This is a genomic window from Amycolatopsis sp. AA4 (assembly GCF_002796545.1).
In the GTDB taxonomy this organism is placed as follows: domain Bacteria; phylum Actinomycetota; class Actinomycetes; order Mycobacteriales; family Pseudonocardiaceae; genus Amycolatopsis.
Genome location: NZ_CP024894.1, coordinates 7,350,831 through 7,370,225 on the forward strand (window position 1 = coordinate 7,350,831; position 19,395 = coordinate 7,370,225).

Annotated in this window: 16 protein-coding genes and 1 pseudogene; 11 read left to right on the top strand and 6 right to left on the bottom strand. The window is 69.7% G+C overall.

The features are described 5' to 3' along the window. Positions 1 to 9: 9 nt before the first annotated feature. Entirely contained in the window at positions 10 to 1,806 is a 1,797-nt protein-coding gene (metG, locus tag CU254_RS33850) for a methionine--tRNA ligase (RefSeq protein WP_037715685.1), read from the bottom strand. 62 nt (positions 1,807 to 1,868) lie between these two features. Here metG and CU254_RS33855 point away from each other — a divergent pair, with 62 nt between their 5' ends. From CU254_RS33855 to CU254_RS33875, 5 genes are all read left to right on the top strand, one after another. Then, positions 1,869 to 2,456 (top strand): PadR family transcriptional regulator, encoded by a 588-nt coding sequence (locus CU254_RS33855; protein WP_009083450.1) that lies wholly within the window; start codon positions 1,869 to 1,871, stop codon positions 2,454 to 2,456. A 92-nt stretch (positions 2,457 to 2,548) separates the two neighbouring features. After that, positions 2,549 to 3,547, top strand: a complete 999-nt coding sequence (locus CU254_RS33860) for an ATP-binding cassette domain-containing protein (protein WP_009083451.1) — start codon at positions 2,549 to 2,551, stop codon at positions 3,545 to 3,547. After that, the gene (locus tag CU254_RS33865; RefSeq protein ID WP_009083452.1) at positions 3,537 to 4,301 is read left to right on the top strand and encodes an ABC transporter permease; all 765 of its coding nucleotides are present in this window, start codon (positions 3,537 to 3,539) and stop codon (positions 4,299 to 4,301) included. Before CU254_RS33860 ends, CU254_RS33865 begins: the two co-directional genes overlap by 11 nt. A gap of 96 nt (positions 4,302 to 4,397) precedes the next feature. Then, positions 4,398 to 5,012: a glycoside hydrolase family 25 protein gene (locus tag CU254_RS33870; protein ID WP_009083454.1), complete on the top strand. Its 615-nt coding sequence runs from the start codon at positions 4,398 to 4,400 to the stop codon at positions 5,010 to 5,012. A gap of 45 nt (positions 5,013 to 5,057) precedes the next feature. Then, the gene (locus CU254_RS33875) at positions 5,058 to 6,296 is read left to right on the top strand and encodes an aminodeoxychorismate synthase component I (protein WP_009083456.1); all 1,239 of its coding nucleotides are present in this window, start codon (positions 5,058 to 5,060) and stop codon (positions 6,294 to 6,296) included. 34 nt (positions 6,297 to 6,330) lie between these two features. On the opposite strand, the gene CU254_RS33880 is transcribed toward CU254_RS33875, so the two are convergent. Continuing rightward, positions 6,331 to 7,290: an NADPH:quinone oxidoreductase family protein gene (locus tag CU254_RS33880; RefSeq protein ID WP_009083458.1), complete on the bottom strand. Its 960-nt coding sequence runs from the start codon at positions 7,288 to 7,290 to the stop codon at positions 6,331 to 6,333. Between the two features lie 175 nt (positions 7,291 to 7,465). Between CU254_RS33880 and CU254_RS33885 the strand changes: the two genes are divergently transcribed. Together CU254_RS33885 and CU254_RS33890 are read left to right on the top strand one after the other, a co-directional pair. After that, positions 7,466 to 7,942, top strand: coding sequence for a QsdR family transcriptional regulator (locus CU254_RS33885; RefSeq protein ID WP_100266960.1), 477 nt, complete (start codon positions 7,466 to 7,468; stop codon positions 7,940 to 7,942). A 9-nt stretch (positions 7,943 to 7,951) separates the two neighbouring features. Then, positions 7,952 to 9,091, top strand: a complete 1,140-nt coding sequence (locus CU254_RS33890; protein WP_009083462.1) for a WD40 repeat domain-containing protein — start codon at positions 7,952 to 7,954, stop codon at positions 9,089 to 9,091. A 1-nt stretch (position 9,092) separates the two neighbouring features. Here the strand turns inward: CU254_RS33890 and rsmI are convergent, their stop codons facing one another. Then, the gene (gene rsmI, locus CU254_RS33895; RefSeq protein ID WP_009083463.1) at positions 9,093 to 9,932 is read right to left on the bottom strand and encodes a 16S rRNA (cytidine(1402)-2'-O)-methyltransferase; all 840 of its coding nucleotides are present in this window, start codon (positions 9,930 to 9,932) and stop codon (positions 9,093 to 9,095) included. 54 nt (positions 9,933 to 9,986) lie between these two features. Between rsmI and CU254_RS33900 the strand changes: the two genes are divergently transcribed. Next, positions 9,987 to 11,555 (top strand): dolichyl-phosphate-mannose--protein mannosyltransferase, encoded by a 1,569-nt coding sequence (locus tag CU254_RS33900; protein WP_037715687.1) that lies wholly within the window; start codon positions 9,987 to 9,989, stop codon positions 11,553 to 11,555. On the opposite strand, the pseudogene CU254_RS33905 reads toward CU254_RS33900, so the two are convergent. Further along, a pseudogene (locus CU254_RS33905) lies at positions 11,506 to 12,257 on the bottom strand (helix-turn-helix domain-containing protein). The gene CU254_RS33900 and the pseudogene CU254_RS33905 overlap by 50 nt on opposite strands. A gap of 82 nt (positions 12,258 to 12,339) precedes the next feature. Between CU254_RS33905 and CU254_RS33910 the strand changes: the two are divergent. Beyond that, complete coding sequence (locus CU254_RS33910) at positions 12,340 to 12,909, top strand: class I SAM-dependent methyltransferase (RefSeq protein WP_009083466.1); 570 nt, start codon at positions 12,340 to 12,342, stop codon at positions 12,907 to 12,909. Positions 12,910 to 12,950: 41 nt separating this feature from the next. On the opposite strand, the gene CU254_RS33915 is transcribed toward CU254_RS33910, so the two are convergent. Continuing rightward, positions 12,951 to 14,672, bottom strand: a complete 1,722-nt coding sequence (locus CU254_RS33915; protein WP_009083469.1) for a serine/threonine-protein kinase — start codon at positions 14,670 to 14,672, stop codon at positions 12,951 to 12,953. Between the two features lie 217 nt (positions 14,673 to 14,889). Here CU254_RS33915 and CU254_RS33920 point away from each other — a divergent pair, with 217 nt between their 5' ends. Beyond that, positions 14,890 to 16,764 carry a propionyl-CoA synthetase gene (locus CU254_RS33920; RefSeq protein WP_009083471.1) on the top strand — a complete coding sequence of 625 codons (1,875 nt, stop codon included), beginning with the start codon at positions 14,890 to 14,892 and terminating at the stop codon, positions 16,762 to 16,764. Between the two features lie 302 nt (positions 16,765 to 17,066). After that, positions 17,067 to 18,641, top strand: coding sequence for a beta-N-acetylhexosaminidase (locus CU254_RS33930; RefSeq protein WP_037715689.1), 1,575 nt, complete (start codon positions 17,067 to 17,069; stop codon positions 18,639 to 18,641). Here the strand turns inward: CU254_RS33930 and CU254_RS33935 are convergent. After that, positions 18,618 to 19,307: an MOSC domain-containing protein gene (locus CU254_RS33935; RefSeq protein ID WP_199786058.1), complete on the bottom strand. Its 690-nt coding sequence runs from the start codon at positions 19,305 to 19,307 to the stop codon at positions 18,618 to 18,620. The two genes, CU254_RS33930 and CU254_RS33935, sit on opposite strands and share 24 nt — an antisense overlap. Positions 19,308 to 19,395: the final 88 nt, after the last annotated feature.

Genomic DNA, 19,395 nt, shown 5'->3' on the forward strand with positions numbered 1-19,395 from the left:
ACCGAACCCTCAATCAGTCACAATCGGAGCCCACTCAGGCCCAGTCTCCCCCAACTTGGGATCCAGCTTCGCGAACAACGGCGTCGGCTTCTCCAACGGCCGCCCCACCTCCACCGGCCGGGACTCCCACCGAGCCTGCTCACTGGCATAGTCCCCGGTAAGGATGGGATTGACCCGGTCCGGCAGATCCAGATCCTCAACCTCCCGAAGCTCGGGCTGCGCAGCCCAAACCCCAGTCCCGCCCAGCGCCTCATGCACCTTCTGCGCCGAATGCGGAAGGAACGGCGTCAGCAACGTATTAGCGTCACTGACCACCTGCAACGCCGTATGCAGCACCGCGTCCCGCCGATCCGGATCATCCTTGAGCTTCCAAGGCTCCTGATCCGACAGATACCGGTTGGCCGCCGTAACCACCCGCATCGCCTCGGCCGCAGCCAGCTTGAACCGCGACCGAGCCAGATGCCCCCCAGCAGTCTCGAACGCCTGCCGGGACAACGCCTTCAACTCCTCATCCGCAGGCGCAGGCGCGGTCGGAGCCGGAATCGCCCCATTGTTCTTGTGCGCCATCGAAATCGACCGGTTGACGAGGTTCCCCCACTCGTTGGCCAGCTCGAAGTTCGTCCGCCGCACGAACTCGTCCCACGTGAAGTCCGTGTCCTGCGTCTCCGGCCCGGCCACCGAGATGAAGTACCGCAACGCGTCCGGCCCGAACTCCCGCAGGAAGTCGTGCACGTAAATGACGGTCCCCCGCGAAGTCGAGAACTTCGACCCGCTCATCGTGAGGAACTCGCTGGACACGATCTCGTCCGGCAGGTGCAGCTTGCCGTACTTGCCCGGCTCGCCGCCGCGGTCCCCGGCTCCGTTCTGGCCGAGCAGCAGCGCGGGCCAGATCTGGGCGTGGAAGGTGATGTTGTCCTTGCCCATGAAGTAGTAGGCGCGCGCGTCCGGGTTGGCCCACCACTCCTGCCAGGCGTCCGGGGTCCCGTTGCGCCGAGCCCATTCGACGCTCGCCGAGAAGTAGCCGATGACCGCGTCGAACCAGACGTAGAACCGCTTGAGCGGCTGGTCGCGCCAGCCGTCCAGCGGGATCTTGACGCCCCAGTCGAGGTCGCGGGTGATCGGCCGCGGCCGCATGTCGTCGATCAGGTTCTTGGTGAAGTTGAGGACGTTCGGGCGCCAGTCGGTCTTGGTGCCCAGCCAGTCGCCGAGGGTCTGGGTGAACGCGGGCAGGTCGAGGAAGTAGTGCTCGGTCTCGACGAACTTCGGCGTCTCGCCGTTGATCCGCGACTTCGGGTTGATCAGCTCGGCCGCGTCGAGCTGGTTGCCGCAGTTGTCGCACTGGTCGCCGCGCGCGCCGTCGTAGCCGCAGATCGGGCAGGTGCCCTCGATGTAGCGGTCGGGCAGCGTGCGGCCGGTGGACGGGCTGATCGCGCCGCGCGTGGTCTTCGGGACGACGTACCCGTTGCGGTTGAGCGCGAGGAAGATCTCCTGCGTCACCGCGGCGTGGTTGCCGGTGGTGGTGCGGGTGAACAGGTCGTAGGAAAGGCCGAGTCCGCGCAGGTCCTCGTCGATCTGGCGGGTGTACTTGTCCGCGGTCTGCTGCGGGGTCATCCCCTCTTTGTCCGCCTGGACGGTGATCGGCGTTCCGTGTTCGTCGGTCCCGGACACCATGAGCACCCGGTTGCCGGCCATTCGCTGGTAGCGGGAGAAGACGTCGGACGGGACGCCGAATCCGGACACGTGGCCGATGTGGCGGGGGCCGTTGGCGTAGGGCCAGGCCACCGCGGTCAACACAGGGGTGCTCATACCTGTTTAGCCTACGGATGCGCTCCAGGGCGTTTTCCGGACGGTCGGGGAAGGGAGAGCCGGTGTCGGCGACGCGTCTGCTGGTGCTCGGGGTCGTGCGGATGTTCGGCCGCGCGCACGGCTACCAGGTGCGCCGCGAACTGCTGTCGTGGTCGGCGGACAAATGGGCCAACGTCCAGCCCGGTTCGATCTACCACGCGCTCAAGAAGATGGCCGCCGAGGACCTGCTGGAGAAGATCGACGTCGAACCGGGCGACGGCGGACCGGACCGGGTCGCCTACCGCCTCTCGCCCGCGGGCGAGCAGGAGTTCCAGATCCTCATCGCGAAGGGTTTGTCCGATCCGGCCGCCGGCAACGCGGAACTGTGCGCGGCCGTGAGCCTGATGCCCGCGCTCCCGCGGAAGTACACGATCAGCCTGCTCAGGCAGAACCTGGTCCACTTCGAGGCGGAAGAGCGCCGGTCGCGGATGAGCCTCGAGGACGACACCTGGGGCAAACCGGCGCACGTGAGCGAACTGTTCCGCCTGTGGGGCGGGATCGCCAGCGCGAGCCGGGAATGGCTCACCGGGCTGATCGGCAGGCTCGAGGCGGGCGAGTACGTGATGGCCGACGACCCCGGTTCGGCGTTCGCTCCGCCGGCACCTAAGTAATCAAATTTGACTAAGCCACCTCTCTCGGGCACAGTGTGCGCGTCAGCTAGTCAAGATTGACTAGCTGACCTTCTGGGAGGAGAGGGGTTTCCATGATCACGGCACGCGGACTCGAGCGGCGGTTCCGCCGCAAGGGCCGAGCCGGTGGCGAGGTGCACGCGGTGAAGGGGGTCGATCTCGACGTCGAGGCGGGCGTACTGGTCGGCTTCCTCGGCCCGAACGGGGCGGGCAAGACCACGACGCTGCGCATGCTCACCACCCTGTTGAGACCGACCGCGGGCACGGCGACCGTCGGCGGGCACGACTTGCTCACCGACGCGGCGGGGGTGCGCCGCAACATCGGGTACGTCGCGCAGGGCGGCGGGACCGCGCCCGAATCGCGCGTCGGCGAAGAGCTTGAGCTGCAGGGCAGGCTGTACCGGATGAGCAAGGCCGACGCGATCGCGCGCGGCAAGGTGCTCACCGAGCAGCTCGACCTGGCCGGGCTCGAGCAGCGGGCCACGAAGACGTTGTCCGGGGGTCAGCGGCGCAGGCTCGACATCGCGATGGGGCTGATTCATTCGCCGGGGCTGGTCTTTCTCGACGAGCCGTCCACCGGGCTCGACCCGCAGAGCCGGGCGAACCTGTGGGAGCACATCCGGCGGTTGCGCGCGGAACAGGGCGTCACGATCTTCCTGACCACGCATTACCTCGACGAGGCGGACGCACTGGCCGACCGGCTGATCGTGATCGACGACGGCCGAATCATCGCCGAGGGGCATCCGGACGCGCTGAAAGCGCAGGTCTCCGGCGACAGCGTGGCGATCGAGGTGGATCCCGAATCCGCCGCGACCGCCGCTGATCTGGCCCGGCAGCTGCCCGGCGCGCACGAGTTCGCCGTGCGCGAGGGGTCGATCCGGTTCCGGGTGCCGCGCGGCGACACCGCGATGCCGGAACTGCTGCGCGCGCTCGACGCCAAGGACATCGTGACCACCGCCATGCAGGTCACGCGACCGACCTTGGACGACGTGTTCCTGACCCTCACCGGCCGGTCGCTGCGCGAAGCCGAGCAGCCCGCTCCGACCGAATCGGAGGTGTCCGATGCTGCGTGACACCTGGCTGATCTTCCGCCGCGACATGACGGGAGCGCTGCGGAATCCGGCGTGGCTGCTGATCGGCCTCGCCCAGCCGTTGCTGTACCTGTTCTTCTTCGGTCCGCTGCTGGTGAAGTCGCTCGGCGCGCAGGGGATGTCCGAGGTCGACGGCTGGATGGTGCTGACCCCCGCGCTGATCGCGCAGCTGGCGCTGTTCGGCAGTTCGTTCGTCGGCTTCGGGCTGCTGGCCGAATTCCGGTCCGGCGTGGTCGAGCGGCTGCGCGTCACCCCGGTGCACCGGGCCGCGCTGCTGCTCGGGAAGGTGCTGGCGAACGCGTTGCAGGCGGCCGTGCAGGCGGTGCTGATCATCCTGCTCGCCTACCTGGTGTTCGACCTCAACGCGCCGTTCGGCGGCGTGCTGCTGAGCCTGGCGATCGTCTTCCTGCTCGCGCTCACGCTGGCGTCGTGCTCCTACGCGCTGGCGCTCACGCTCAAGAGCGAGGAGGCGTTCCCGGCACTGCTCAACGCGGTGCTCATGCCGTTGCTGCTGCTGTCCGGGATCCTCATCCCGATCACGGCCGGGCTGGCTCCGAAGTGGCTGTACACGATCTCGCAGATCAACCCGTTCCGGCACGTGGTCGACGTGGAGCGCAACAGCTTCCGCGGCGACTTCTCGATGGACGCGTTGTTCACCGGGAGCGTCGTCGTGCTGGTCATGGCCGTTTTGGCGGTCTGGTGGGGAACGCGCACCTTCAAACGGGAAAACGCCTGATCAAGCCTATCGACACGCCGGGAAAGGTCACCCCGCTCCGGGTATCCGGACGTAGGGTGGCCTTTCACCCGTCGTGGGGCTGGTCAGGGGTGCGAGGTGGCGGAACCGGAGAGTGAGCGCGGACTCACGCTCACTCATCGCGAGCAGGTGCTCGACTGGGCGGCGGTGCGCGGCGCCGACGTGCGGTTCGCCTCGGTCACGATCAGCGAAAACGTCAATTGGAGCGATCCGGGCGCCGAGCGGATGCTGGCCGCGGCCCAGCACGCGGGCATCCACACCGGGGCCCGGCACTACGCGCGGCCCGGTGCGGTGCACGACCAGGCCGACCATTTCGTCCGGACAGCGAGCAGGCTCGGCGCGTTCGCGCCCGGATCGCTCGCCCCCGCGCTGGAGGTGGACGCGCAGAGCGTCGACGACCGGTTCGTTAAGGCGTGGATCAAGCACGTCCGGCACGCCGCGAGGATCCGCCGGGTGCTCGTGTACGCCGGGCACGACTGCTGGGCGCACCGGCTGCACCCGGACCGCTGGGCCGATTCCGACGTCGTGCTGTGGCTCGTGCGGCACAACGGCATCCCCGGGCGGCCCGGCTGGTTCCATTCGCGGCTCGGGCTGCACCAGCACGCCTTCGCGCCGAACGTGCCCGGAGTGGACGGGCCGGTGGCGCAGGACGCGGTGGTGTATCCGTTCGCGTTGTCCGATGTGCTGCTCTGATCACCTTTTCCGCTGGTCATCGCCGGTTTCCGGCACAATGGCGCGATGCGTTTCCAGCGGCTGCGGACCGACCTGACCCCTTCGCGGGTCCTCGTTCTGCTGTCCGCGTACGCCCGGGCGCACGGCCTGTCCGAACCCGCCGCGGTCTGCGGGAACTGGTTCGGCTCGCGGGCGGTGGTGGCGCCATTCGTGGCGGTCACTCCGCGGCCGTTCCCGTCCGTACCGCCGGCTTCGGGTCCGTCCAGCCGGGTCGGCGGTGGCTGGTTCGGCTTTCTGGCTTACGACCAGGCGGATCCGTCCGGTCGCTCCACCGGGGTTCCGGAGTCGGCCTGGGGATGGGCGGACCACGTGCTGCGTTGGGACTCGACGGGAGAGTGCTGGTTCGAGTCGCTCGAAGGGGACGCTGACGCGCAGCTTGCCGTGGTGGAGCGGGCGTTGGCCGGATCCGCGGAGTTGTCGTGGTCCGCGAGCGAGTTGGACCGGCCGTCCGGGCACGAGCAGGCGGTGAAGGCGTGCGTGCACGAGATCGAAGCGGGCGAACTGTTCCAGGCGAACATCTGCTCGCGGTTCACCGGGTCGTTCGAGGGCTCGCCCGCCGCGTTGTTCGCCGAAGGGGTGCGGCGGCTGGCTCCGCAACGGGCGGCTTACGTCACCGGTGACTGGGGTTCGGTGGTTTCGCTGTCACCGGAGCTGTTCTTGGAGCGCCACGGCCGACGCGTGCGCTCGTCGCCGATCAAGGGCACGCTGCCGCGCCGCGGTCCGGCGGACGACGGCAACGCGCTCCGGCTGCGGCAGTCGGCGAAGGACGTCGCGGAGAACGTGATGATCACCGACCTGGTGCGCAACGACCTCGGCCGGGTGTGCGAGGTCGGCAGCGTCGTGGTGCCGGAACTGCTCGCGGTGCATCCGGCTCCGGGGGTGTGGCATCTGGCGTCCACTGTGGAGGGTCGACTGGCGGACGGCGTGCCCGATGCCGGGTTGCTGGCCGCGACGTTCCCGCCGGGTTCGGTCACCGGCGCGCCGAAGATCCGGGCGCTGGACCTGATCGCCGAGCTGGAACCGGCCGCGCGCGGGGTCTACACGGGCGCGGTCGGGATGGTGTCGCCGCTGGCCGGGCTGGAACTGAACGTGGCGATCCGGACGTTCGAGATCGCCGGGGACCGGATCGCGCTCGGGGTCGGCGGCGGGATCACCGCGGACTCCGACAGCGCCGCGGAATGGCAGGAATGCCTGCACAAAGCCGCGCCGCTGGAGGATCTGCTGGCCAGCCCTCGTGAGTGCTAAAGCCGGTTCTAACCGGCTTTAGCACTCACGAGACCTACTTGCGCGGGTTGAGCAGGAGTTTCCCAGTGGTGCCACGGGAACGCAGCGCCTCGTGCGCTTTCCGCGCGTCTTCCAGCGCGTACTCGCCGCCCGCGATCGCGCGGAGTTTCCCGTCCTGTACCATCGAGAACAGCTCGCTGAGCGCGGTGCCGAACACGTTGCCCGGCAAGCGGAACACGTGCGGCAGCCACATCCCGGCGACGGTCGTGCTGTGGCCGAGCAGGTTTCGCAATTCGATCGGCTTCGGCGAACGACGGCCAGCCATCCCGTAGAACACCAGCCGGCCGAACGGGGCCAGCGCGACGATGCTCTGGTCGGTCGTCGGGCCGCCGACCATGTCGAGAACGATGTCGACGCGCTTGCCGCCGTTGGCTTCCCGCAGGACTTCGGTCATGTTCTCCGCGCGGGAATCGACCGCGACGTCCGCGCCGAGTTCGATTGCCAGCGCGCGCTTTTCCTCGCTGCTCGCGGTCGCGATGACGCGGCCCGCGCCCCACGCGTTGGCCAGCTGCACCGCGATCGACCCGACCCCGCCCGCCGCGGCGTGCACCACCACGGACTCGCCGGGCTCGAGGTGGGCGTTCTTGCGCAGCATGATCCACGCGGTCGCACCCTGGACCAGCATCGACAGCGCGTTCAGGTCGTCGACGCCGTCCGGGACCGGGAACGTCATCGCCTCGTCGGCCACGACGCGTTCGGCGTACCCGCCGCCGTCGTTGAGGAGCGCGACCACGCGCTTGTCGTCCGCCGTGCGCCCGACTACCTCGCCGCCCGGCACAAGCGGCAGCTTGCTCGGGGCGAGATACGAGTTCTCCGCCTGGTGCGTGTCCGCGTAGTTCAACCCGACGCGGTCGACCTCGATCAGCACCTGCCCCGGTCCGGCCACCGGATCCGGCAGCTCGACCGGCTTCAGCACCTCGGGACCGCCGAACTCGGTCACCTGCACAGCACGCATCTTCGCGGCTCCTCTCACTCTGGTGAGACATTCTGCCATATGTCTCATCCTCGGGACACTCTCTGCTAACGTCTCACCCATCGACACGCCACTCTCCACCCGCACCTCGCGACCCGACGCCGTCGCGGCCTTCCGCCTCGCCCGCGCCCGGTTCCTCGCCGGAGACCGCGTCGACATGCGCGACCTGGCCGCGGACCTCGGAGTAAGCCGCGCGACTCTGCACCGCTGGGTCGGCAGCCGCGACCACCTGCTGAGCGAAATCCTGTGGGCGGAGACTGCTTCGGTGCTGGATAACGTCAGTTATGCAGGCCGCGGTGGCGACGGCATCGCGGAGGCGATCGGGGCGTTCGTACGGACGGTCAATGCTTCCCCGCCGTTTCGCGCGTTTTTGCGCCGGGAGCCGGAGCGTGCGCTGAGATTGCTGACGACCAAGGCGAGTCTGGTGCAGTCGCGGACTATCGAGAAGCTGCAGGCATTGCTGACCGACGAGGTCACGGCCGGACGACTCGAGTCACCGTTGCCGGTGGCGGATCTGGCGTATCTGCTGGTGCGGGTCGGCGAGTCGTTTATCTATACCGACGCGATCACCGGGGAAGAGCCGGATGCGGAGAAGGCCTTGGTAGCAGCGAAAATGCTGTTGCGCGGTCGGTAAAGTCTTCCGGTGACTGCTGTCCAGGCCATTGCCCGGATCCCCACCGCTTCGATCGGCAAGCTGGTGTGCCATCCGAAACTGCCGCTCGTCGCCGGGATCGACCGGGACCGGCCCGCGGTGCACCTCTACTACGCCGAGCGGGTGCTTCGCGAAATCGGCGCGGTGGGCGCGGATTCCCCGGAGTACGGGAAGTTCGACCGCTGGCCCGTCATCGCCTGGCACCCCGAGCGGCCGGAACTGGTCGTGTCCGTCGGCGGGGAAACGGTGCGCTGGACCCGGAACGGCACCTCGGCGCTGGACGTCGCCGTCTCCTTCGACGTGGCCTTCAGCCCGGACGGCCGGTCACTGTGGACGTCGCCCACCCCACCCGAACTCTACGACCGTTCGGATGTGATCGACCTCGACACCGGGGCCGTCACGCCTGCCCCGGTGTGGGACGGCGGCATCGCCGCGCATCCGGCCGGCGGGCTGATCGCCACGCTGCAAAGCGACCAGGGCGCGAGCTTCGTGCTCTTCTCCCGCCCCGGCGACCGGCTGCGATTCCTTGACCTGGCCCTGATTCTGGAGTCCAACTGCTGGGGGCTTCCGGTCTTCAGCTCCGACGGGCGGTACCTGGCGATTCGCGGCAACACCTACGAACACCAGGTCCTGGTGTTCGAGTTCCCTTCGCTGCGCCGGGTCAGGAAGATCTCGCTCGACAGCCCGAAACGGCTCAAGCGCAATGCCTCCTGGTCCTGGGACAACGTCGCCTTCGGCGCGCGGCCCGGCGCACTGTGGATCGGGACGCCGTCCGGCACCTTGCTGGAGTTCGACGTCGAGCGAGAACGAACTACGAAGCACAAACTGCTCCGCTCGGCAGTGACCTCGCTGGCCGCGACGTCGAGCGGTGACCTCGTGGTCGCCGGAGACGCCGAACTCGCGCTGGTCCCCGTCACCGCTTCGCACACCGTCGCGGATCCGGTCACCGTCGCCGAGTTTCTTGCCCGCACCAAGGAGATTCCCGACGAGGGCCTGACGGAAGACCACGTCGTGCACACCGACGGTATCGGCACTTGGCGGCCGGAGGACCTGGCCACGATCACTAAAACCGCACGTAGCGACCCGAAATGGCTGCAGTTCCTAGCCGAAGACAACGCCCGCCGATACTGACTCACTTCCGAGCCGCGAGCACCGCCGCGTAAAGCTCCTTTGTAGACACCCCGGCCGCACCGGCGACCTCGGCCGCGACGGTCTTCAGCCGCTCCCCCGAAGCGACCCGTTCCGCCACCTCCGGCACCAGCTCCGCCACCGACGCCTGCCGAGGCGTCGCGCCCTCCAGCACCACCGAGATCTCTCCGCGCACCCCGTCCGCTGCCCACTCGGCAAGTTCCGCGAGGGTGCCGCGTTTGACCTCTTCGTACGTCTTCGTCAGTTCCCGGCACACCGCGGCCCGCCGGGAGCCGCCCAGTGCGGCGGCGGCGTCGGACAGCAGGGAGGCGATCCGGTGCGGCGATTCGAAGAACACGACAGTCCGGCGCTCGCTCGCCAGCTCCGCGAACCACTTCGTCCGCTCGCCGGGCTTGCGCGGCGCGAAGCCCTCGAAGCAGAACCGGTCGCACGGCAAACCGGACAACGCGAGCGCCGTCGTCACCGCCGAGGGGCCGGGGAGACAGGTGATCGGCAGGTCCTCCTCGACGCAGGCGGCCACGAGCCGGAAGCCCGGATCGGACACGCTCGGCATCCCGGCATCGGTCACGACCAGCACCGTCTCGCCGCCGTGCAGTGCCTCCAGCAGCTTCGGCAGCCGGGCGGTCTCGACGTCCTCGTAGAAGCTGACCACCCGCCCGGCGGGCGACACGCCGAGCGCGGAAGCGAGCCCGCGCAGCCGCCGGGTGTCCTCCGCCGCGATCACGTCCGCCGAGCCCAGCGCCTCGATCAGCCGGGCGGACGCGTCGCCGGGATCGCCCAGCGGGGTGGCGGCGAGGACGAGCCGTCCGGACGCAGAAGTCATGGCAGTCAGCCTAACCAGACGCCACCGGTGGATCAGGCCGTACTATCGGGCCCCGTGACCGCGCTGCTGACCCGTGCCGACGACGAGAGCGTGCGGCCGGACCCGGTCGACGCGCGCCGTCCCCCGACCGACCGCGAAGCCACCCTGCTCGGCCGGGCCATGCCCGCCGACCGGCTGCGCGGCTGGATCGTCACGATCGTGCTGACCGTGATCGGCGGCGTCGTCCGGCTGCAGAATCTGGGCTTTCCCACTGACCACGGCAGTCCCGTCTTCGACGAGAAGCACTACGTGCCCCAGGCCGCGCAGATGCTGCGCAACGGCGGGTACGAGGACAACGCCGGGTACGAGCTGATCGTGCACCCGCCGCTGGCCAAGGACTTCATCGCGCTCGGCGAGTGGCTCTTCGGCTACAACGGCTGGGGCTGGCGGTTCCTGTCGGCGGTGGCCGGCACGCTGATCGTGCTGCTCACCGTGCGCGTCGCGCGCCGGCTGACCCGCTCGACGCTGCTCGGCGGCATCGCGGGCGTGCTGGTGATCTGCGACGGCGTGCTGCACCTGCAGTCGCGGATGGGGATGCTCGACATCTTCATCGCGTTCTTCGTGCTCGCCGCGTTCGCCTGCGTGCTCTGCGACCGCGACCAGGTGCGGCAGCGGCTGGCCGTCGCGGTGCGCGAGGGGTGGGTCAACGAATCGCCGTGGGGGCCGAAACTCGGCTTCCGCTGGTGGCGGTTCGCGGCCGGGCTGATGATCGGGCTGACCTTCGGGGTCAAATGGTCGGCGCTGTACTACATCGCGGCGTTCGGCCTGCTGACCGTGTTCTTCGACGTGGCGGCCCGGCGCGCGGCGGGCGTGCAGCGGCCGTGGGTCGGGACGATCCGCCGCGACGTCGCGCCCGCGCTGTGGGCGATCCTCGTCGTGCCGGTGTTGATGTACCTGGCGGCGTACTGGGCGTGGTTCGCCAGCGAGACCGCGACCGACCGGCACTACACCGAGATCAAGAACCTCGACCCGGGCATGTTCGGCTGGATCCCGCCCGCGCTGCGCTCGCTCGGCAGCTACACCGCCAACGTGCTGCATTTCCACGAAACCCTGGTGACGCCCAAGGACAATCCGCATCCGTGGGAGTCGAAGCCGTGGACGTGGCCGATGGGCCTGCGGCCGATGCTCTACTACTACGACGGGGCCGTCACCGGCTGCGGCGAATCGCGCTGCCTCGGCGCGACGATGCTGATCGGCACGCCCGCGATGTGGTGGCTGGCCGTCCCGATGCTCGGCTGGGGCCTGTGGCGCTGGTTCTTCCGCGCGGACTGGCGCTATGCCGCCGTGCTGACCGGCTACTTCGCCGGCTACCTGCCCTGGTTCACCAACATCGACCGGCAGATGTACTTCTTCTACGCCACCCCGATGGCCCCGTTCCTGGTGCTCGGCCTGGTGCTCGCGCTCGGCCAGATCCTGGGCCGCGCCCAGCGCGGCTTCGAACGCCGGGGCACCGGCCTGCTGGTCGTCTCGCTCTACGTCGGGCTGGTGGTCGCGAACTTCGCCTGGCTGTGGCCGATCCTGAACGGAATCCCGATCACGAACGCCCATTGGCAGGCGGAAATGTGGCTGCCTTCGTGGCGCTGAAATAAGCCCCCGGCGGCACCCCGACCGCTCGGCGGAAGGCGGCGACGAACGCGCTCGCCGTCGCGTAGCCGACCCGGTGCGCGACGGTCGTCATCGGCGTTCCCTGTGCCAGCAAAGGCAATGCCGCGCGCAGCCGGGCTTGCGTGCGCCAGGTGCCGAACGTCATGCGGCAGTCGCGGACGAACGCGCGGGCCAGCGTTCGCTCGCTCGCGCCGACTTCCCGGCCCAGTTCGGCCAGGCTGCGCGAGTCGGCGGGGTCGGCGAGCACCGCGTCGGCGACGTCCTTCGCCCGCGGATCGATGGGGGCTGGCACGACGATCGGCGCGACGTCCATGGGCTCCAGCAAGTCGAACGCGACCGCTTCGGCGCGGCGCCGGGCGTCGTCGCTGATGCCATCCGCGGACAGGTGCTCCAGCAGTTCCCGCAGCAGCGGCCGGACGATGACGATGCGCGGGGACGGCCAGTCGACCGGGCACTGTTCGGGATCGGCGTAGATGCCGCGCAGTTCGACGTTCCCCGCCGCGCCGGTGCGATGCCGCGCTCCGACCGGGATCCAGAGCGCGCGCGTGGACGGCAGCACCCATTGCGCGTCCCGACCATCACCGCGGCGACCCCGCGCGCCGCCCAGACCAGCTGGTGCGCCGGGTGCTCGTGCCAGGGGAACCAGGCTCCGGCCGCGATCGGGAGGTCGCCAAGCAGCATCGCGCCGGTTTGACCGTACTGCGACATGAGGTGACAGCCTATCGTCTTCCGGTCAGCGCGGCTCGTCCCTAGCGTCGGGGCCATGCCGATGAACCTGATGCACCGCAAGCTCTGCAGCTCGGAAAAGTGGGCCGCCGCGGTGGCCGGAGTGCTGCCGGACTGGCTCGCCCGTTTCGAACTCGGCGACGACGTGCTGGAAATCGGGCCGGGTTTCGGGGCCACCACGCGGGTGCTGGTCGACGCGCTGCCGCGGCTGACCGCGTTGGAGATCGATCCGGCGTCGACCCGGCTGTTGCGGGAGAAATACGGGGACCGGGCGGACATCGTCGAGGGCAGCGGCGCGGAAATGCCCTTCGAGGACGGCCGGTTCTCCGGGGTCGTGTGCTTCTCGATGCTGCACCACGTGCCGACCGACGAACTGCAGGACCGGATCTTCGCCGAGGCGTTCCGGGTGCTGCGGCCCGGCGGCAGCTACCGCGGCGTGGACAGCCAGCTCAGCTTCGGATTCCGGCTGCTGCACCTCGGGGACACGATGAACGTCCTCGACGCGGACACCCTGCCCAGCAGGCTGAGGGCGGCCGGGTTCGAGCAGGTGCGTGTGGAGTGCGAGCCGAAGCGACGGCTGGAGTTTTCCGCGGTGAAGCCGTCGTGAGTGGCTACGCCGGTTAGAACCGGCTCAGCCACTCACGAGACTCAGCGAGGCGAGCGGCGCGGCACGATCTGCGTGACCGGTCCGTCCAGCGCCTTGCCCTGCCGGCTCAGCCAGCCGTCGACCTCGCGGCGCACCGAGTTCAGCGTCGGGCGGCGGCGCGGCTCCGGGTCCAGCGAGGCCGCCAGGATCCGCGCGTGCACCGAACGCTGCGGCAGGTGCGTGACCGGATCGGCGCGCGCCGCGGCCATCAGCGCGGCCATCGGCGTCTCGCGGGTGCCGCGCGGCGGCTGGCCGGACAGCGCGTAGCTGACCGTCGCGGCGAGCTGCCACGCGTCCGACGCCGGGCTCGCCGGGGAGCCCATCGCCTGTTCCGGCGCGACGAAATCGGGCGTGCCGATCATCATCCCGGTGGCGGTCATCTTGGAATCGCCCTGGCTGCGGGCGATGCCGAAGTCGATGAGGTGCGCGATGCCCGCCGGGTCGAGGATGACGTTGGACGGCTTCACGTCGCGGTGCAGCACGCCCCGCTCGTGCGCGGCGACCAGCGCGCCCGCCATCGTCGACCACAGCCGTCCGGCGGCGACGTCGTCGATCGGGCCCTGCGCGTCGACCACCTCGGCGAGCGGGCGGCCCTGCAGGTACTCCATGACGAGCGCGAGCCCGTCCGGCTCCTCGACCAGGTCGTACACGCGGACGCAGTTGGGGTGGTTCACCACGGCCAGCGCCCGCGCCTCGCGCTGCATGCGCTCCTCGGTGTCGCGGTCGGGCGCGTGCGCGATCTTGAGCGCGACAGTGCGGTTGAGCTGCGTGTCGACGGCTTCCCAGACGGTGCCGAACCCGCCGTGCCCGAGCTGGCGGACACGGCGGTACCGGCTGCCGCCGGCGTTGCGCGAACCGGGCGGCGGCGGGATCGCGCCGGGCGCGGCGGCCAGCATCCCGACGGGCGGCGGCTCCGGAGCGGACGCCAGCGCGGTGGCCGGGTACGGCTTGTTCTGCGGCGGCGGAGGCGGCGGCAGCTGCTCCCGGCGGGACGGCGGGGGCGCGGCGGGCGGTTCGTCGCGGCGCGGCTCCGGCCGGTTGATCACCGACCACGGCGGCGGGCCGACCAGCGCGACCGGGATCAGTCCCAGAACGCTGAACGGCAGGAACCCGAGCCAGAAGTGCACGGCGGTGTTGGCCGACATGCCCGCGGTCGCGACCGCCATGACCACGAAGGGGATCCAGAAGAACCGCGACGGCCACTTCGGCCCGCGCCGGAAAGCGGTGCGCGCCTGCAGCATCACGAACAGCAGCGAGCCGACCGGCAGCACGGTGAAGGCCAGCAGGTACAGCGCGTACGACAGCTTGAGGCCGCGCGGGTAGAAGAGCGTCTCGAAGACGTTCGACCCGCCGCCGAGGTAGGTCTTCTGCACGCCGACGAACGAGCAGTAGTTCGTGCTCAGCGTGGACGCCTCGGAGGCGGACAGCCCGCTCGCGCCGCCCGCGTTGGCCGCGCGGAAGGTCTCCGAGATGCCCGAGGCCATCAGCCACGGCAGCACCAGCACGCTGACCACGCCGATGAGCCCGAACACGGTGAGCGTCGTCGCGTCGTACCGGTTGCCGGTCCCCTTGCGCACGATCGCCACGATCAGCGCCCCCGCCGCCGGGAAGAGCGCGACGAGCGCACCCGCTGTGGTCGTCGCCCACACCCAGTCGCCGGGGCAGAAGCCCGGGCCGAACAAGGTGTGCGCGAACGAGAGCAGCGCGCTCGCGATTCCGCTCACCGGCTGGTTCCCCTCACTGTCAGTGTTGTCCACGTGCCGCTGCGCGGCCGATCCCCACGGTCCAGCTTAGGACGCACACGGCCTCCGCGGGGTTGCCGGGTCACGGCGGGAACGTGATCCACTGCATGGATCTTGCCCGACTTCGCTGACCTGCGTTCCGCCGCGCGAAAGGCCATCATGAGGGCAGATTCGGCCGTCTGTCGTCAAAGGAGACCTCGTGGGCGCGTACACCGAGACGTATCGGCGCAGTCTGGACGACCCGGAGCACTTCTGGCTCGAAGCGGCCCGGGCGATCGACTGGACGAAGCGGCCCACCCGCGCGCTCGACTCGTCCGCCGCGCCGTTCTACCGCTGGTATCCCGACGGCGAGCTGAACACGTCCTACAACGCGCTCGACCGGCACGCCGACGGCGGCCGCGGCGGGCAGGACGCGCTGATCTGGGATTCGCCGGTCACCGGCCGCAAGCGCCGCTACACCTACGCCGAGCTGCGGGACGAGGTCGCGACCTTCGCCGGCGCGCTCGCGTCGCTCGGGGTCACCCGCGGTGATCGCGTGATCCTCTACCTGCCGATGATCCCGCAGGCCGTCATCGCGATGCTCGCCTGCGCGCGGATCGGCGCGGTGCACTCCGTGGTGTTCGGCGGGTTCGCGCCCAAGGAACTGGCCGCGCGGATCGAGGACGCCAAGCCGAAGCTGATCCTCGCCGCGTCGTGCGGGATCGAGCCGACGCGGGTCGTCGAGTACAAGCCGATCATCGACGCCGCTCTCGAGACCACCGAGCACCAGCCGGAGCACGTCGTGGTGTTCCAGCGCGAGCAGGCGCGCGCGGAGCTGTCCGGCTCCGACCTCGACTGGACCGAACTCGTCGCCGACGCCGACCCAGTCGATCCGGTCCCGGTCAAGGCGACCGACCCGCTCTACATCCTCTACACGTCCGGCACCACCGGGCGGCCGAAGGGCGTGGTCCGCGACGCGGGCGGGCACGCGGTCGCGCTGGCGTGGTCGATGGGCGCGCTGTACGACATCCACGCCGGGGACGTCTGGTGGACGGCTTCCGACGTCGGCTGGGTCGTCGGGCATTCGTACATCGTCTACGCGCCGCTGCTGGTCGGGGCGACAACCGTGCTGTACGAAGGGAAACCCGTCGGAACGCCGGACGCCGGCGCGTTCTGGCGGGTCATCTCCGAGCACGGCGTGCAGGCGCTGTTCACCGCGCCGACAGCGTTGCGCGCGGTGAAGAAGGTGGACCCGGACGCGGACGAACTCAAGAAGTACGACCTGTCCCAGTTCCGCACCCTGTTCATGGCGGGCGAACGGCTCGACCCGGAGACCTACCACTGGGCGCACGACATCCTCGGCACGCCGGTCGTCGACCACTGGTGGCAGACCGAAACCGGCTGGCCGATCGCGGCCAACCCGCGCGGGCTCGAGCCGATGCCGGTCAAACCCGGGTCGGCGACGAAACCGGTGCCCGGCTGGGACGTCCGCATCCTCGACCAGGCGGGCGAGGAACTGCCAGCGGGCCGAGAGGGCGCGATCACGCTGAAACTCCCGCTGCCGCCGGGTTCGCTGCCGACGCTGTGGGGCGACGACGAGCGCTACCGCGAGGCGTACCTGTCGCGCTACCCCGGCTACTACCTGACCGGCGATTCGGGCTACCTCGACGAGGACGGCTACCTCTTCGTCATGGGCCGCACCGACGACGTGATCAACGTGGCCGGGCACCGGCTGTCGACCGGTTCGATGGAGGCGGTGCTGGCGTCGCATCCAGCGGTCGCGGAGTGCGCGGTCATCGGGGTGGCGGACCAGCTGAAGGGACAGGTGCCGCGCGGTTTCGTGGTGCTGAAGTCCGGGGTGGACCTGCCGGAGGACCAGCTGCGGGACGAGTTGGTTGCGCTGGTTCGCCGGGACATCGGGCCGGTGGCGGCGTTCCGGGACGTCTCCGTGGTCAGCGCGCTGCCGAAGACGCGCTCGGGGAAGATCCTGCGCAAGACGATGCGCGGGATCGCGGACGGCCGCGACGAGGCGGTCCCGTCGACGATCGAGGACCCGTCGGTGCTCGACGCGTTGCGGGCGATCTTGCGGCCCTGAGCGTCGCTCCAATGTGGCATTGGGTGCATGCGACGCACCCAAAGTGGCGTTCGGTGCGTGCAGCGCACCCAATGTGGCGTTCGGTGCGTGCAGCGCACCCAATGTGGCGTTCGGTGCGTCCAGCGCACCCAAAGTGGCGTTCGGTGCGTGGGACGCAACCAATGTGGCATTGGGGCGCCGCGGGCATCCCGGCGAACGGGACATCAAGCGTCAGCCGACCCTTTCGGGCGTTGTCAGCGCCCCGCGGAGTGGTCTATACCTCTTGGAGTCCGCCTTCTCCGCGACGCGACCGGAGGTATGCCGTGAGGAAGTCCCTGTCCAGGGCCGTGCTTGGGGTGACCGTGCTCGGGCTCGCCGCGGTGGGAGTGCCCGGGCCGGCCGCGGCGAGTCCCGCGCCCAGTGAACGGCAGGTCACCGACCTCGTACCGGCGCCGGTGCACGCCGTGGCGAAGGCGGACGCCACCTTCCGGCTCACGCCGCTGACGGTCATCCGGGCCGGGCACGGCACCGGCGACGTCGCCTCGTATCTGCGCGGCCTGCTGCGCCCCGCGACCGGATTCCCGCTGCCGGTCGTCCCGGCGAGCCCGGGACTGTCCGCGATCTCGCTCGACCTCGGCCACGCCGACCCGCGCGTCGGCGACGAGGGATACCAGCTCGACGTCACCAAGAACGGCGTCCAGCTGCGCGCCAACACCTCCGCCGGGCTGTTCACCGGCGTCCAGTCGCTGCGGCAACTGCTGCCGTCGGCGATCGAGGCGAAGAGCGTGCAGCACCGCACGTGGACGATCGCGGGCGGCAGCGTCCTCGACTACCCGCGCTTCGCCCACCGCGGCGCGATGCTCGACGTCGCGCGGCATTTCTTCACGCCCGCGCAGGTGAAGAAGTACATCGACCAGATCGTCCAGTACAAGATCAACACGCTGCACCTGCACCTGAGCGACGACCAGGGCTGGCGCATCGAAATCAAGAGCTGGCCGCGGCTGGCGACCGAGGGCGGCAAGACCGCCGCGTACGGCGACCCGGGCGGTTACTACACGCAGGAGCAGTACCGCGACATCGTCGCGTACGCCGCGAGCCGCCACATCACGGTTGTGCCGGAGATCGACATGCCCGGACACACGAACGCGGCACAGTCGGTGTACGCGGAACTCAACTGCGACGGCAAGGCAGTCCCGCCGCGCACCGACATCGAGGTCGGCTACAGCTCGTTGTGCATCAAGTCGCCGACGACGTACCGATTCGTGGAAGACGTGATCCGCGAACTCGCCGCGATCACGCCCGGCAAGTACCTCGCCATCGGCGGCGACGAAGCCCATTCGACGTCCGCCGAGGACTACCGGGCCTTCTACGAGAAGGTGAGTCCGATGGTCGCCAAGTACGGCAAGCTGATCACCGGTTGGCACGAAATCGCGAAGACGCCGCTGCCGACGTCGGCCGTGCCGCAGTACTGGGACCAGGGCGGCCCGAACAAGGACGTGGCCGCCGCGGCGGCGCGCGGGAACAAGTTCGTCATGTCGCCCGCCAACCACGCGTATCTCGACATGAAGTACACGGAAGCGACGAAACTCGGCCAGGACTGGGCCGGCCTGGTCGAGGTCCGCGACGCTTACGAATGGGACCCGGCGACGCTCGTGCCCGGCGTCGGGGAGAAGTCCGTGGCCGGGGTCGAGGCTCCACTGTGGACGGAAACCATCCGGACCAGCGAGGACATCGAGTACATGGCCTTCCCGCGCCTGCCCGGCGTCGCGGAAATCGGCTGGTCGCCGCAGACGGCCCGGACCTGGCATGGTTACCGGGACCGGATCGCCAAGCAGGCGCCTCGCTGGGAAGCGCAGGGAATCGGCTTCTACCGCTCACCGCAGGTCGACTGGAAGTGACGCCTTAGCTCGCTCCACTTTGGACTGGATGCCCGTGCGGTAGCCCTCCGGCAACGTTTCCGTCGACAGCACCCGCTCGGCCAGTTCCAGCACCGGCCCCGGTTCGGGCAGCTGCGCGTAATTCGCCGAGGCGACGAGGAAGGTCTCCGCGACGGTCGGCCCCTCGGCCCGATCCACGAGGTCGAGCGGCCCGGCCGTCGGGACCGTGCTGGGGCGCAGCACGCGCAGATACCAGCCGCACCGCTGGGTGCTGATCATCGCGGGAACGACGTCCTTGCGGCCGGTCCGCATGGCGAGCTTGAAGCACGGATGGCGCGGCTGGGCGATCTGCACGAGCGCGTCGCCCCAGGCCCAGACGTCGCCGATCCGCGCGTCGGTCTCGAGCGCGCCTTGTACGGAGAGGTTCTCGCCGAAGTCGCCGTGCGCCACGGAGTAGCCCTCCGCGGTCCACGTCAGATAGTGCTCGACCGGGTAGACGTAAACGGCTTTGTCGGGACCGCCGTGCACCGAAAGGTCGGCTTGGCGGTCACCGGCCAGGTTGAGGTCGGACAGCGCCAGTTCCGGAGTGTCGACGCGGGTCTTCCGGATGGCGCTCAGGACCGGCTGGTCCCGCTGGTGGCCGAGCACGGCCGGTTCGCCCACGTAGACGTCTTTCAGCGACAGCATGGGATGAACCTAGCAAGCGACCCTGACAATTTGGCCGGGTCCGGGAAGCCGGAGAGCAGGCGCCCGGTGCGCGGGACACGCGCACCGG

Bases quoted from the DNA above. Each gene is read 5' to 3' on its own strand.
- metG (WP_037715685.1), bottom strand. From the start codon at position 1,806: ATGAGCACCCCTGTGTTGACCGCGGTGGCCTGGCCCTACGCCAACGGC.
- CU254_RS33935 (WP_199786058.1), bottom strand. From the start codon at position 19,307: ATGCTGTCGCTGAAAGACGTCTACGTGGGCGAACCGGCCGTGCTCGGC.
- CU254_RS33885 (WP_100266960.1), top strand. From the start codon at position 7,466: ATGCGCGACCTGGCCGCGGACCTCGGAGTAAGCCGCGCGACTCTGCAC.
- CU254_RS33875 (WP_009083456.1), top strand. From the start codon at position 5,058: ATGCGTTTCCAGCGGCTGCGGACCGACCTGACCCCTTCGCGGGTCCTC.
- CU254_RS33910 (WP_009083466.1), top strand. From the start codon at position 12,340: ATGCCGATGAACCTGATGCACCGCAAGCTCTGCAGCTCGGAAAAGTGG.
- CU254_RS33880 (WP_009083458.1), bottom strand. From the start codon at position 7,290: ATGCGTGCTGTGCAGGTGACCGAGTTCGGCGGTCCCGAGGTGCTGAAG.
- rsmI (WP_009083463.1), bottom strand. From the start codon at position 9,932: ATGACTTCTGCGTCCGGACGGCTCGTCCTCGCCGCCACCCCGCTGGGC.
- CU254_RS33865 (WP_009083452.1), top strand. From the start codon at position 3,537: ATGCTGCGTGACACCTGGCTGATCTTCCGCCGCGACATGACGGGAGCG.
- CU254_RS33860 (WP_009083451.1), top strand. From the start codon at position 2,549: ATGATCACGGCACGCGGACTCGAGCGGCGGTTCCGCCGCAAGGGCCGA.